Source organism: Pelosinus fermentans JBW45 (assembly GCF_000271665.2).
GTDB classification, from domain to species: Bacteria; Bacillota; Negativicutes; order DSM-13327; family DSM-13327; genus Pelosinus; species Pelosinus baikalensis.
The window spans coordinates 5,077,810-5,091,596 of the sequence record NZ_CP010978.1; the positions used below are offsets into that span (position 1 = coordinate 5,077,810).

The 13,787-nt window shown below is 39.2% G+C and carries 12 protein-coding genes; 1 reads left to right on the forward strand and 11 read right to left on the reverse strand.

Going from position 1 to position 13,787, the window contains the following annotated elements; all coding sequences use genetic code 11:
- Positions 1-223: 223 nt before the first annotated feature.
- The 5 genes from JBW_RS22415 to JBW_RS22435 all read right to left on the reverse strand — a co-directional run bounded on the left by JBW_RS22415 (position 224) and on the right by JBW_RS22435 (position 5,773).
- Complete coding sequence (locus JBW_RS22415; protein ID WP_007955143.1) at positions 224-568, reverse strand: PTS lactose/cellobiose transporter subunit IIA; 345 nt, start codon at positions 566-568, stop codon at positions 224-226.
- 21 nt (positions 569-589) lie between these two features.
- Complete coding sequence (locus tag JBW_RS22420) at positions 590-898, reverse strand: PTS sugar transporter subunit IIB (RefSeq protein WP_007955141.1); 309 nt, start codon at positions 896-898, stop codon at positions 590-592.
- Positions 899-973: 75 nt separating this feature from the next.
- Positions 974-2,266: a PTS sugar transporter subunit IIC gene (locus JBW_RS22425; RefSeq protein ID WP_007955137.1), complete on the reverse strand. Its 1,293-nt coding sequence runs from the start codon at positions 2,264-2,266 to the stop codon at positions 974-976.
- A gap of 92 nt (positions 2,267-2,358) precedes the next feature.
- Complete coding sequence (locus tag JBW_RS22430; protein WP_007955135.1) at positions 2,359-5,169, reverse strand: sigma-54-dependent transcriptional regulator; 2,811 nt, start codon at positions 5,167-5,169, stop codon at positions 2,359-2,361.
- A gap of 301 nt (positions 5,170-5,470) precedes the next feature.
- On the reverse strand, positions 5,471-5,773 hold the full coding sequence (locus JBW_RS22435; RefSeq protein WP_036680648.1) for a hypothetical protein: 303 nt from the start codon (positions 5,771-5,773) through the stop codon (positions 5,471-5,473).
- Between the two features lie 76 nt (positions 5,774-5,849).
- On the opposite strand from JBW_RS22435, the gene JBW_RS22440 reads away from it, so the two are divergent.
- Positions 5,850-7,181, forward strand: a complete 1,332-nt coding sequence (locus tag JBW_RS22440) for a 6-phospho-beta-glucosidase (protein WP_007955133.1) — start codon at positions 5,850-5,852, stop codon at positions 7,179-7,181.
- Positions 7,182-7,342: 161 nt separating this feature from the next.
- On the opposite strand, the gene JBW_RS22445 is transcribed toward JBW_RS22440, so the two are convergent.
- The 6 genes from JBW_RS22445 to JBW_RS22470 form a co-directional block, all read right to left on the reverse strand.
- Entirely contained in the window at positions 7,343-7,642 is a 300-nt protein-coding gene (locus tag JBW_RS22445; RefSeq protein ID WP_007955132.1) for a PTS lactose/cellobiose transporter subunit IIA, read from the reverse strand.
- Between the two features lie 21 nt (positions 7,643-7,663).
- A complete protein-coding gene (locus tag JBW_RS22450; protein ID WP_007955130.1) occupies positions 7,664-7,969 on the reverse strand; it encodes a PTS sugar transporter subunit IIB in 306 nt (101 codons plus the stop codon).
- Between the two features lie 114 nt (positions 7,970-8,083).
- Positions 8,084-9,373, reverse strand: a complete 1,290-nt coding sequence (gene celB, locus JBW_RS22455) for a PTS cellobiose transporter subunit IIC (RefSeq protein WP_007955128.1) — start codon at positions 9,371-9,373, stop codon at positions 8,084-8,086.
- A gap of 459 nt (positions 9,374-9,832) precedes the next feature.
- Positions 9,833-11,269: a glycoside hydrolase family 1 protein gene (locus JBW_RS22460; protein ID WP_007955126.1), complete on the reverse strand. Its 1,437-nt coding sequence runs from the start codon at positions 11,267-11,269 to the stop codon at positions 9,833-9,835.
- A gap of 74 nt (positions 11,270-11,343) precedes the next feature.
- Complete coding sequence (locus JBW_RS22465) at positions 11,344-12,693, reverse strand: S-layer homology domain-containing protein (protein ID WP_007955125.1); 1,350 nt, start codon at positions 12,691-12,693, stop codon at positions 11,344-11,346.
- A 622-nt stretch (positions 12,694-13,315) separates the two neighbouring features.
- The gene (locus JBW_RS22470) at positions 13,316-13,651 is read right to left on the reverse strand and encodes a L,D-transpeptidase (RefSeq protein ID WP_007955112.1); all 336 of its coding nucleotides are present in this window, start codon (positions 13,649-13,651) and stop codon (positions 13,316-13,318) included.
- Positions 13,652-13,787 lie beyond the last annotated feature (136 nt).

The window sequence follows — 13,787 nt, forward strand, 5'->3', positions numbered from 1 at the left end:
TGTCCTTTACTCGTACAAAAGAGACTGAAAATCATGCTTCCTATACATGATCTTTCAGTCTCCATTGACTACCAATTCCTTGTAGGAATTATATTGTTTTTTTTAGAATAACAGACTCTTACAGGTCAGTCAACAGAAAGCCATTGTGAGATATTCATAGCAATATCAATTATTCTTGTGCATTTATCACAAGTCTAGTCTCAATGCCTTTGATTTTCATTGTTCATTCTCCCTGCTCCACGTTATTCATCCCTACAGAGCTAAGCTGTTTTTCACGCACCATACTAATCAGCTCTTTAATTAAATCTTTCGCTAAGGATGCGTTCATTAGATGATCCTGGGCATGAATTAATAATAAACTCATTTCTTGTTTTTCACCATTTGCTTCGGCTTGTAATAAATCAAATTGCATACTATGTGCTTTTTTTAGTTCCTGGGTAGCCTTACCAAGGCGCGCTGATGCTTCTGTATGTTTCCCCTCGCGAGCTAACGCTAGAGCTTCAAAGCAATAACTGCGTGCATTGCCTGCATGTAGAATGATGGTAAATACAATTTGCTCTTTGTCCACATTACACCTCTCAAAATCCCGTCACTTCCTCATTAGTCCAAAGGCTTGATCCAGTATTTTATTCCCGTCTACAAGTCCATAATGCACCCCATCAATAATAGCATACCCTTTATTTTTTGACATCGCTAACGCATAAATATATTTTTCTTTATAACGAATTTGTGGCGCAACCAGCACTACATCGCAGTTGCTGATATATTTCTCTATTTCATCAACGGAGCAAGCGACAATCTTTAGATCTTGAATATTACGGTTCTCTCCCTCCATACGCATTTTATCCACTAAGAGACCTGTCGACATGCCTGATGAACATACCAGTAAAATATTCATCTCGTCCTCCTTGTATTGCTTGTATTGCGTGTGCCTGCTTCTTCATCTGCGGCAAATCCACCATAAAAAGCGGTTTCACTCCTGGGGTAGCTGGTTATTCATTTGCTCAGCGCTGATTTTCTCTTGTTCTTCTTTTACCTTATTTTCATCCCATATTTTTAGGAAAGGATAATAAATAATGCCGGAAATGATAAAATTCAATACTTGTAGTGCAGTTCCTTTCCAGTCCCCCGTAACTAAGAAACCACTGACAAAGGCCGGGGTCGTCCAAGGCGCTAGGGCATAAGGCTTGTCAACAAATCCTGAGGTCATAAATAAATAGGTTGTTATTATACATAGTAATGGAGCCACAATAAAAGGAATAATCATGATTGGATTCATTACAATTGGCATGCCAAAAATAATCGGTTCATTAATGTTGAAAATTCCTGGTAAAAGGGACGTTCTCCCCAATGCTTTTAATTGATTGGATTTTACTGTCGTAAACAATAATACTGCTAATGCAAGAGTGGTACCAGAACCACCAATTAAGATAAAGACATCAATAAATTGCTGGCAAATAATATTGGGAACCGCTTCACCAGCCATTTTTGCCACCGCATTTTGCTGTGTAAAGGCTAACCAAATCGGAGCCATAACACCTGTTCCCACTAAAGCTTGTCCATGAATTCCAAAACACCATAACAGTTGAATGGCAAACACAGCGATTAACACGGCAGGCAATGTACCTCCAAGATGTAAGAGGGGAGCTGTAACCACTCGATTAATCACTTCCGGGATCGATCCTTCCCCTATTTTTGCTAGCATTACATTGATGATAAAGATACTGACTAAAATCACAACGCCGGGCAGTAAGACTGCAAAAGAGCGCCCTACAGAGAGAGGGACACCTTCGGGCATTTTAATAATAATGTTCTTTTTAATCATGAAACGCTGAACTTCTACAACTAAAAGCCCGATAATCATGGCAACAAATAATCCTTTACTCCCCATTAATCCTGAATCAATATGCCCCTCCTTCGTGAAAGGCGAAGCAAGAATAAATGCAGAAACACTCAGCAATCCAGAAGAGAGAGCATCAATGGCGTAATAAGCCGCCAAAGAATAGGCGATTGAAAAAGAGGCAACCAGTCCCATAATGCCAAAAGTAGCATTCACAACGGCCAATAAAGCACTAACATAAGGATCTACCAATCTGGCAAGATAAGGTATGGGCGGAAATGCACAAATTAAAAAAGATGATCCAATCAATAATAGGGGAACCGTGGAAACAATCCCATCCCGTAAGGCTTGCAAATGTCGCTGCTCCGCAATGATTCTTACAACTGGAAGGAGGTGTCTTTCGAGAAATTGAATAACTCTTTCCAACAAATAACACTCCTTTTTATTCTTCTCGCCTTGTTTATCTTGCGTTTTTACTATTAGAGCACAGCCACACATTCTGAGTTATTTTACTGCACCTACATGTAATGCATAAGATCCACGATATTGCAATATTCATTATCAGGCAATGTAACATGCAGCCTTTCTTCAATTGGCCGCAAAGCTGCCCCTACAATGGCATGGCTCTTCTCATCTTTATGCCAATCTACCCTTTTACAGCGATTAGAAGAACCAATCACTTCTCCTGACAATAATTTTTCAATTGCACAAGCAAGATGTAGAATCAAACCAATACTTGCATCTTCACTAATGATGAAGTTATGTTTTGCAAGCTCTAAATAAAACAGCGCAAAGACTTCCATGAATTCTTCGCCATCAAGGCTGGTATGTTCATTGATAACATTTTTCATAAAGGCTAACCGATCTAATGCAAAGGGCGCTGCCAAGCCGTCTGGAACTTTCTCCACATCCGATTCCAAATCAACAGAATTACAGCTTCTGCTTTGATCAGAACAACTAGCACAAGGAACCTCTACAATCATATTAGGGAAAAGCTCTGATAATACAATGTCAAGCTTACCTTCCAGCAATTGTTTTGGGGAAAGATATTGCACTGTGCCATCCTGGGGTTTAATGCTGCTTACCACTGCTATTAAATTTTTCTCTCGTTTTATTTTCTTTACTTTTGCAGTGAAATCATTCATACTAGCAATTTCCAGGGGAATAATATCGATTTTTCTGTCTTTTTCCAATAGTAAGCCTTCAATAATTTCCTTTAATTTGATAGCAGTACCTTTACCCGTAATACAGGCTACAACGATTACGTTATCTTTAAAATAATTATTAATATCCGAAGTATTTCCGTATATACGGCCAATATAGGGACTAAGATTGGTCACGGCATAATAGATGTCATCTAAAGGAACTCGCATTAAAGACTTTCGTGCTGCTTCCAGCACCATTGGCGTACTAGCCATCTCTATGGTTTTTATGGGAATGGCTGTATTTTCATAAATCATATGGCCAAACATCACTAACGATCCCATGTCAACCAGCATGATGACACCTTGTCCTTCATTGTTGTCCTCTACCAGCTGCGTAATTTCCGCCAAGGCCGTTTCCGTCTTTTTCTCTAAAGGCATGTCATATCCCACTGCATGGCTTTCCCCTAATAGCCGATTGGCAACTTCCACCATAGAAGTAGCAGTACTAACGCCATGCATGGCAACAATCACGCCAACCCTGCCAGGATATTCTTTGCCCACATATTCATCTAATACAATAAACATGGTAATAAATCCAATTTCATCAAGAGGTATTTGTATATCAAAGCTGTTCTTTAATAAAATGCTAAAATGCATGGCAGCCGCAAACTCTTTACTATAGGATTTCTGGATTTCTGCGAGATTGGGATTTGAAATTTCCTTCCCTTCCCGAATTCTTTCCAGTGTACTGGAGATATGTATCGACATACCAAATAAAATTTTATCACTAAATTTTTTACCAATTTTATTACTAGCATACCTTAGAAACCTCTGGGTTATATCTACTACTTTTTTATCAACAATTTTATATAACGCTTCCAAATTGTCTTTGCGGAACTTGGCCATATACTGCTTAATATAGGTATCAATATCCAGTCCCATAATCAGCTGGATATTTTTCTCGCTCATTCCTTTCATTCTAAGGTTTTGAATTTTCTGCTCTAAAACTTCATAAATACTTATAGTATCTTTATATTTGACATTAATTTGCTTTCCATCTGTAACTTGAAAAATAATATCTTCTGTTAAACCAAGAATATCAAGGTCATCCCGATGCTCCTTGTATTTTACAAACCCTTTTAGAATATATTCGGGCAGTTCCTCACTGCTGACTTTCAAATTTTCATCCTTATTTCCTACATAATCTAAAAAGGCTCTGGCGCAGCTAAGTTTAATATCACTCTTTAATTGTCCGATGTTATTGGGACAATCATATAGCAGAAAGGCTTTTAATGCATTTGGCGATACCCGAATGGGAACATGAATACATTGTACCTCTTGTTTAAAAAAGGTTTTAATTAATTCCCACCGCTCTCCTATCGTTCGTTCCCTGATAACTGGGAGTTTAATAATCATGGGAATACGCCGAGTAAAGGTCCTGAGCAAAGTAGAATCCGCATTTTCTGTGGTAGCACAGATAATGAGTATTTCTACCTTTCTATACTCCTCAACCTCTCCCATGCTGCGAAATAATCCTTTATCAATCAGATAGAACAGCATTTCCTGACCCTCTGGCGACAATCGATGAACCTCGTCTAAAAATAAAATACCGCCATTTGCTTTTTCTACTAAACCTACCCGATCCCGTTCTGCCCCTGTATAGCTTCCCTTCTTTGCTCCAAAAAGCTGAGCTAATAACAATTGGGGATTATGAGCATAATCGGCGCAATTAAAAGCAACGAAGGGAGCATTATCATGTAACCGACCTATATCCTGCGCATAATGAAAAATAGTCTCGGCAAACATGGATTTACCAACACCAGTCTCCCCCAATAGTAAGGTATGCAGCCCTAATGGCGGGTATCTCACCGCCGCTTTTGCTTGCTTAACCGCATTCTTAAGACTTTTATCCGCACCAATAATAGCATCTAATACAGATTTCTCCGTTGCATCCTCTTCATCGGCTTCACTATCCAGAGTTTTATATAGCACTGGTTTACCTTCCAGTTTTTCTAACTTCCCTGCTTTTACCAACGCATTTAAGTCACCAGAAGCATTTGGTCTTAAAATACTAAGCTCCATGGCTACCTGGTCAGTAGAAACACCCGATACCATTCCATCTATACGATATTGTTCTTCACATAATGTTTTTACAACCATCATTACACTTTCAATTCGTTTCATTCCTACCTCCAGCCTTTCACTAATTGAAATCTTATTTTGTGTTGAATGTATTTATATGATTAGCTAAGGGCTACATTCGGTGAGTAAAGGCAACTACGATCTGGACGATATTATAATTTATGTAAATATTCCCATTTTACTTCGTGATTTTCTGTGAGAAATCCTGCAACCCAATAGTATTTGCATCCTACCCATATTGAAATATACATTATGATTTTACATATTGTGCAAATCTTTTATAAATAATTTCAAAACCATATTGAGTGCTTCTCAAAAATCGGAATTAAATGTGTGGGAAACACTACAATCCCATGCGAAACCAAGGAATACGCTTAGAAAAACGTTTCAAATAAATATGGTGAAAATGATCACCGTAAGCATAAATTAGATCGTATTTGTGATTTAAAGAAATATCGCTGCAGTAGTCGTCTTCCACAATGAATACATTATACTTATCAGCCAAGGCTGCAATCGCTTTTCTCTGGCTGGAACCGCATGCGGTTCCTAATGGATTACAAACCACTGTACTTCCAGATCTTCTGTAATAATTTGATAAATATCCTTCATTATAACCTCCAAACTGTACTAGTACAGTTGCCTCCAAAGCTGATTGCAGCCCCTCTGGTATGGGGATATGATTAATTATAGGAAATATATTCAATTGGTAGGAGGGAATCTTGATGAGCGGATTAAAAATTGTGACTATTGGCGGTGGTTCCAGTTATACACCAGAGATTGTTGAAGGCTTTATTAGACGATATGAGGAATTGCCAGTTCGCGAACTATGGCTGGTGGATATTGAAACTGGCAAGGAGAAATTAGAGATTATCGGTAATCTTGCCAAAAGAATGGTAAAGAAAGCCGGAGTACCGATTGCCATCTACACGACTTTGAACCGAAGAGAAGCGCTGCCAAACGCAGACTTTGTCACAACCCAGTTTCGAGTAGGTTCGTTAGATGCCAGAATAAAAGATGAAAGAATTCCGTTGCGTCATGGTTATATCGGGCAAGAAACCAATGGCGCCGGCGGAATGTTCAAGGCACTGCGAACCATTCCTGTCATGCTGGAAATTGACCAGGACATGGCAGAGCTGTGTCCTGATGCTTGGCTTATTAATTTTACGAATCCTTCCGGAATCGTAACAGAGGGAGTACTTCGCTATGGCAAAACAAAAAAAATTATCGGCTTATGCAATGTACCTATCGGAATGGAAATGGGTGTGGCGAAACTCTTTGATGTTGAAAGCAATAGAATCCGAATTGATTTTGCTGGTTTGAATCATATGGTATTTGGTTTGTCTGCCTATATGGATGGCAACGACATTACGAAATCTGTCATTGACAAAATTGCTGAGGGCAAGATGGGAAGCACGGTAAAAAACATTATGAACATTGATTGGGTTCCAGAATTTGTTGCTGGTCTATCGATAATACCCTGCCCCTATCATCGATATTATTTCAAACGGCAAGAAATGCTGGAGAAAGAATTAGAAGAATTTTCGAAAGGGGAGACGAGAGCCGAAATTGTAAAAAAGCTGGAAGATGATCTTTTTCAGTTGTACAAAGATCCTGCATTAGACTCTAAACCACCCCAGTTAGAGCAGCGTGGCGGAGCATATTACAGCGATGCTGCCTGCCGATTAATCAGCTCAATCTACAACGACAAAGGTGATATCCAGCCAGTTGATACAAGGAACAATGGTGCTCTTGCTGGCATTTCTCCTGACTCTGTTGTCGAAGTAAGCTGTGTGATTACCAAGAATGGGCCCCGCCCGCTTACTATGGGTGAACTCCCTATCGAAATAAACGGACTGGTACAGCAAATCAAATCTTTTGAAAGAGTCGTTATTGATGCTGCCGTTACCGGTGACTACAATAAAGCGCTGCTGGCAATGACAATCAATCCTCTTGTCTCTTCTGACACAATGGCGAAAGTCTTATTGGATGAGATGCTAGAAGCCCATGAAAAGGATTTGCCCCAATTTTCAGCTTATTTTGCCTCGAAAGGATAAGTGAATCACTCATATAAAAATAACGTCAGATCTCTCCATGGATCTGACGTTATTTTATATGGAAGATCATACATCGAGTGTATAATTTAAATTTCATAATCCAGCTGCTGCTTAGCAGTATCTACAAAGAGCTGCTTAGATGAAAATTTCCTCATTATATGCTACTCTTTAAACATTAAAATCATTTCTTCAATTAAATCTTTTGCCAAAATGGCCGTCATTAAATGATCCTGAGCGTGAATTAACAAGAGGTTTATTTCTTGTTTTTCGCCTCGGGCTTCAGACTGCAATAACTCCGTCTGAATCTGATGAGCTGCTATTAATTGTTTCTTTGCCTGGCCAATACTCTCCTCTGCTGCAATAAAATTCTTTTCACGCGCATATTTCAATGCTTCCAAGGCATGACTGCGGGCATCGCCCGCATGCAATATAATTGTAAAAGCAACTTGTTCCTTCTCCATGGTTATCTCCTTCTATAAAAATTACGATTGTTTTAATGCATATGCTTGCTCAAGAACTTTTTTGCCATCTACCATGCCATAGCTTACAGAATCAATGACTGCAAAGCCTTTCTTCTTGCCAGCAGCAATTTCACCAATGGCCTTTGCTTTATATCTGATTTGGGGCCCGATCAAAATTACTTCACAATTATCGATAAACTCTTCCAGCTGATCTACTGAACAAGCAAAAATTTCATCATTGCTGCCATTCTCATTACTTTCTTTTTGCATTTTAGTCACCAATAAGCTAGTAGACATCCCAGATGCACACACTAATAGTATTTTCACAATGACATACCTCTCTCTCTTAGTATCAGACATACGATTCAATGTTTTATCACGATGCTATGAACGCCTTATTATTTTAAACATCCTCGAACATAGCATCGCGACACTCTTCATTTAGGCTCCGATAATGACATTAGGGTCACTTTTTTTGCTTTGTTTTGCACCCGCTTCTTCTTTGTATTTAGCATCATCCCACATCCTAAAGAAAGGATAATAAATAACACCGGTAACCCCAAAGCAGAATAATTGTAATATTGCTGATCTCATATCACCTGAATCAAGAAAAGCATTAATGATTGGAGGTGTAGTCCATGGTGCCATAGCAAATAACTTGTCTACCAGACCAGCATCCATTGCAAAATAGGCAATAGTTATCGAGACTAGAGGGGCAAAGATAAAGGGAATCATTAACACAGGATTCATAACAATCGGCATACCAAAAAGAATGGGCTCATTAATAGCAAAGAACGCAGGTCCTATCCCAGATTTACCAAGAGCTCTTAACTGTGTAGATCTTGCTGCAAAGATTAACATGAGTACCAAGGCAAAGGTGGCACCTGAACCGCCAATATTTCCATATACGTCCCATAATTGCTGACAAACAATGTTAGGAACAGGCAGTCCTGCAGCTTTCGCTGCAGCATTTTGCTGAGCAAGTGTTAAATAAACTGGACTCATTACGCCACCTACTAAAGCTGCTCCATGAATACCGATAGACCACAATAATTGAGCGAAAAATATGGCAAGTAAGAAGGCTGGCAAACTGCCGCCGAGACTCAGAAGAGGTGCTGCCAGTATTTTATAAATGATATCCTGTACATTGGTTGCACTAAGAGATAATACGCTGTTAATGAACCAAACAACAGTGACCGTAATAAAACCGGGAATCAGTGACATAAAGGAACGAGCAACCGCTGGAGGCACGCCCTCCGGCATTCTGATAACTAAATTTTTTCGAATCATAAAACGTTGTACTTCTACTGCAAAAATGGCGATGATCATGGCTACAAACAAACCCTTACTTCCCATCCATCCTGCAGTAATATTACCATCTTTGGTAAATGGGGTAGCCAGCATAAAGGTAGCAACACTGATTAATCCATTTCCTAATGGGTCCATTTTATACGAGTTAGCCAATGAATAGGCGATAGAAAATGATGCCATTAATCCCATAAGTCCCATTGTGGCATTATTAACCGAACATAGACTTGCTACGTAAGGTTCAACCATTTTCGCCAATGCAGGAATGGGAGGAAAGGCGATAATTAGAAACAACGACCCCATTAAGAGCAATGGTATTAAGGATACGATACCGTCTCTGATTGCTTTTAAGTGTCGTTGCTCGCCAATGCGAGTTGCAACAGGTGCATAGTACTCTTCAAGCCATTTGATAAATTTGTCCATAAAGCAACACTCCTTTTTTTATCTTACTCGGTATTATGTTTTGCAAGATACATGCCAATACGCAGTAAGTCTATAAAAAGGGGTCATTGCATGATTCTAGATGGAGGAAGTAAAGCCTTGATGGCTTTTATCCATCCCTTATTTTACTTGGCGCCATAATGCATTCCTATCACTTACTTACGATGTGTATTTATGTCTAGGATCATCTGTATTGCATTTACAGATGTTGGGTTATTTTTCAAGTAACGTGTATTATTTTTCATTGAAGTCTGTAACTGCCTAAAGAAAAATGCTTCTCGTCCTTTAAAACATAAAACGAATCGAACCACAAAAAACGCAAAGGACACAAAGGGGATTATTTTATAACTTATTTTTTGTCATTGCGAACAGAGTGCAAGAGTACCTGCCAAAATCATCATTTGGCAGGTACTCTCGGCTTTCATAAGCATCTGTAATTTCTTATAATTGCTTCCCGTTGGTTTCAATCACTTTTTGATACCAGAAGTAACTGTTTTTCTTGATTCGCCTCATATCTTTCTCACTATCTTCATCCCGGTTTATATATACAAAACCATATCGTTTTTGATAACCATTTAGCCAGCTCAATAGATCTGTGTAGGACCAAACGCAATAGCCTAATAAATCCACTCCGTCAGTAATTGCTTGCTGACATTCTTCAAGATGTCTGCGAATAAAAGCAATTCGATATTCATCATTTACTACATCGTTTTCTTCTAGAACATCAAAAGCCCCTAAGCCATTTTCTGAAATCAGAATTGGCAGCCTGTATCGGCTGGTAATTCTGCGTAAGGCAATTCGTAAACCCATAGGATCGATTTCCCAATCCCAGTCTGTTGCCTCCAAATTGGGATTTCTGATAGTTTTAAATAAGCCTAGCACGCCGGTATCCGGTGTGGTTCCTTTTTTGCCCGTCGTATTCATCTTACCGGAACTAACACCATCAAGTGGATTCATCTCAAAAGTAGTCGTCCGATAGTAATTGACTCCCATAAAGTCCGGCTTGCCCTTTTTTAATACTTCCAAATCACCCTCTTCTAGGCTAGGGGCAAGCCCCTCTCTGGTAAGATAATTCCAAATCACCTTTGGATATTCCCCCCAGGCATATACATCCATCCACCAATGATTGTTGAATTCTTCTGCATTCTCACTGGCCAGAACGTCCTCTGGTTTATCCGTATGAGCATAGGCAGGACCATAGGCAAAGCTCGGACCGATTTTTCCTTCAGGAACATAGTTTCTAAAGGACGCAATGACTCTTGCATTTGCTAAGCTGGCGATATGGTTCGCCTGATACATTCTCTTAAGATCGGCAACTTTAGGTGGATGAATGGCATTTAAATAACCATGCATAATAAAAACATTTTGCTCATTTAGAGTTACCCAATATTTGACTCGATTACCATACCTTTTAAAGAGGGTTACGGAGTAGTTATGAAAGTCTTCAATAATTTCCCGCGATTCCCACCCGCCATAGATGTCTTGCAGTTCCTGAGGCAAATCCCAATGATATAAGGTGATAATCGGTTCTATCTGATTCTTGAGCAACTCATTGATTAGATTATCGTAAAATCGTAAGCCAGCCTCATTAACCTCACCTCGCCCTTTGGGGAAAATACGAGTCCAAGCAATGGAAAATCGATAGGCTTTCAGTCCCATTTGGGCCATTAAAGCAATATCTTCTTTATAGCGGTGATAATGATCCACCGCCACATCCCCATTCGTCCCTTTAAAAGTTGTTCCAGGAAATCTTACATACACATCCCAATTAGAAGGCCCCTTACCGTCTTCATTCCAAGCACCCTCTACCTGATATGCCGCAGAAGCTGCTCCCCACAAAAAGTCTTTCGGAAAATCTGCTATTGTTTTATGAATCATCTTTTTCTCTCCTTGTACTTTTTAAGTCTGAAAAGACCGTTAACAACTTGTTAGCGGTCTTTTGCATATGTGAATTAGAAATGAAGGTCAAACTGGGTGCGGATCAGTTTTCTGTTATACTCTTTAGCTGAATCAGAGATCAATACTTTTTGATCGGAGTAGAAATTTGTCCATTGAACATTTTTCGCAACTGCATAATCAACCCCTACTATCCAACCCCTAGAGTCACGTCTCATTGAATCCCACTCATCATCATGTGAGGGATCGCCATTTGCGCCGAATCTAAAAAATCTGGCATAAATCCCATAAGAGCCGGGTTTATTAAGATCAGCACCTTTGTAATCCAGTCTGATGTGGTGAGTTTTGTTAAAATCATCCGCATCGGTTTTCGCATAGGTACCAGTCAATTTCAAATCCTGCGTTAATTTGGCCGTAAGAGTGACCCCACCCCAGCTGCCCATCTGTTGTTTTACTACAGTAGTTTCAGGATCAACCCAGTGTGGTGAACCATCTTTATCTTCGTAATGACCTGCTGTATTGATTGTCCGTTCATGTTTTTCATTACCACCAACTAGCAAGTTAATATTTAGCTTCTTTGAGATGTCAGTATTAAAGTTAATACCATAAATATTGGTATTGGTGGCGTCATCAAGAGTTATTGCACCATTACCTTGCGTAGGTTTTGCTGCAAAGACACTAGTTTTAAATTTTCCTGTAGGAACATCAAGCCAAATCCCAGTTGCTTCATGACCCCACACTGCATTATCAGCATAGCCGATCCATGCTCTACCAGCAGTAACACCTACAGCACCAACTTTACCTTGAGCCCAGATTCTGAACCATGCACCATCGCCATCATTAGTATTATCCTGGTTTTCGCCTAATTTGCTCCAGCCATTAGAAGTGTAGTCATGTCTTGTCTCACTTGCCCAATACCCTTGCCAATTGTCATTAATTTTGGCAGATCCGTCCAACCTCAGAAAATAATGTTTGTTACCACCGTTAATATTATGACCATCACTGGTATCGCTGTCATATTTCGCGCGGACGAAGCCGTTCCATTTAACATTATCAATTTTGCTTTCCACGGTCGTCATGCGAGCACCCAATTTATCAAGTTCACTGGCATATTCATTGGATAATTTCTCAATAAGAACTTTGTTGCTTGCATCAGCTTGATCGACTTTCGACATTGCCTTTGCTACGATAATAGCCATTTCATAACGGCTAATGGTTTTATCACCGCGAAACGTTCCATCACCATATCCGTCTAAAATACCATCATGAGCCAACTTTGTAACAGCGCCATAAGACCAGTGTTTTGCAGGTACATCAGAGAAAGGATTTACTACCGCTGCGAAGGACGTACCAGCTACACCAAGTATCATTGCAGCTGCAAGAGAAGCGACTAACTTTTTTTTCATTTACAATCTCTCCTTAGGTTTAATTTACCTGTTCATTGCTTGTACAATTGACCTTTATTGGAGAGGGATGTATCTAAGTTTCTACATTTCCTTACATATCCCCTAACCAACAAGCTCATATCTACCATTACCTCATATACTGATCCTACGTCTCTAACTCATTAGGCCTCCTTTCCTGGATCAGCATGATGCAATTAATGATCTTCATAAGAAGCTCTGGCGTTACCCTATTTTTCTTGGAATTCAATCGATCTCTTTAAAATTGTTTTTTACATTCACTCTTACTTTTTGCAAGTACTATGCCAATGTTTTCAAAAAAATCTGTCATCTTTTAAAAAAAGTTCAAGAATAGCTCTTTCCTATAAAGAATACAAGCCTTGAGGAATTTTTTATAAAAATAAAAAAGCCGCCAAGATATGCATTGGCAACTTAAAATGATCTTCTCTAAATGATGTGTGTATTTTTCTAAAATTGGATGTGTATTCTTTTCATCCTTTTTCACTCGCTTATATCACATAGTGTATTAACTTTGGCAATTGACAATATTCTTCAAGAAAATAATCAACAAACATGGCAAAAAAAATAATAAAGATTATACTTCCTACTAGAAAAGAATCCCTCACTAATAATGTATTCTTACTGGTGTACCGATGGACACCAATCGCGATAGCACAAGGACGTCATTATTATACATACGAATGCAGCCATGGGATACAATCTTACCAATTGATGATGGATTATTGGTTCCATGGATACCATAATGGGGAACATTTAACCCCATCCACATAGTACCAAATGCTCCACCCGGATTCGCCATCTTACTCGCAATGTAATAGTTACCGATTGGTGTGGGAGTATTTTTCTTACCAACACCAACAGGGAAAGCTCGGACTTGGGAACCATCCCGATAGAGGGTAAGTCGCTTGGCTGACAAATTTACAGTAATTGAATACGCCAATTTATCACCTCCTCTATAACATATGCAAGTGGGCTATATAATGCCTAATCCAAATATAATTCTATTATGTAATATTTACCTAACAAATCCTGTAATTCTATGTATGACATAATAGATCGCATAAAAATAGTCTGCT

Bases quoted from the DNA above. Each gene is read 5' to 3' on its own strand.
- JBW_RS22420 (WP_007955141.1), bottom strand. From the start codon at position 898: ATGAATATTTTACTGGTATGTTCATCAGGCATGTCGACAGGTCTCTTA.
- celB (WP_007955128.1), bottom strand. From the start codon at position 9,373: ATGGACAAATTTATCAAATGGCTTGAAGAGTACTATGCACCTGTTGCA.
- JBW_RS22460 (WP_007955126.1), bottom strand. From the start codon at position 11,269: ATGATTCATAAAACAATAGCAGATTTTCCGAAAGACTTTTTGTGGGGA.
- JBW_RS22440 (WP_007955133.1), top strand. From the start codon at position 5,850: ATGAGCGGATTAAAAATTGTGACTATTGGCGGTGGTTCCAGTTATACA.
- JBW_RS22430 (WP_007955135.1), bottom strand. From the start codon at position 5,169: ATGAAACGAATTGAAAGTGTAATGATGGTTGTAAAAACATTATGTGAA.
- JBW_RS22465 (WP_007955125.1), bottom strand. From the start codon at position 12,693: ATGAAAAAAAAGTTAGTCGCTTCTCTTGCAGCTGCAATGATACTTGGT.
- JBW_RS22445 (WP_007955132.1), bottom strand. From the start codon at position 7,642: ATGGAGAAGGAACAAGTTGCTTTTACAATTATATTGCATGCGGGCGAT.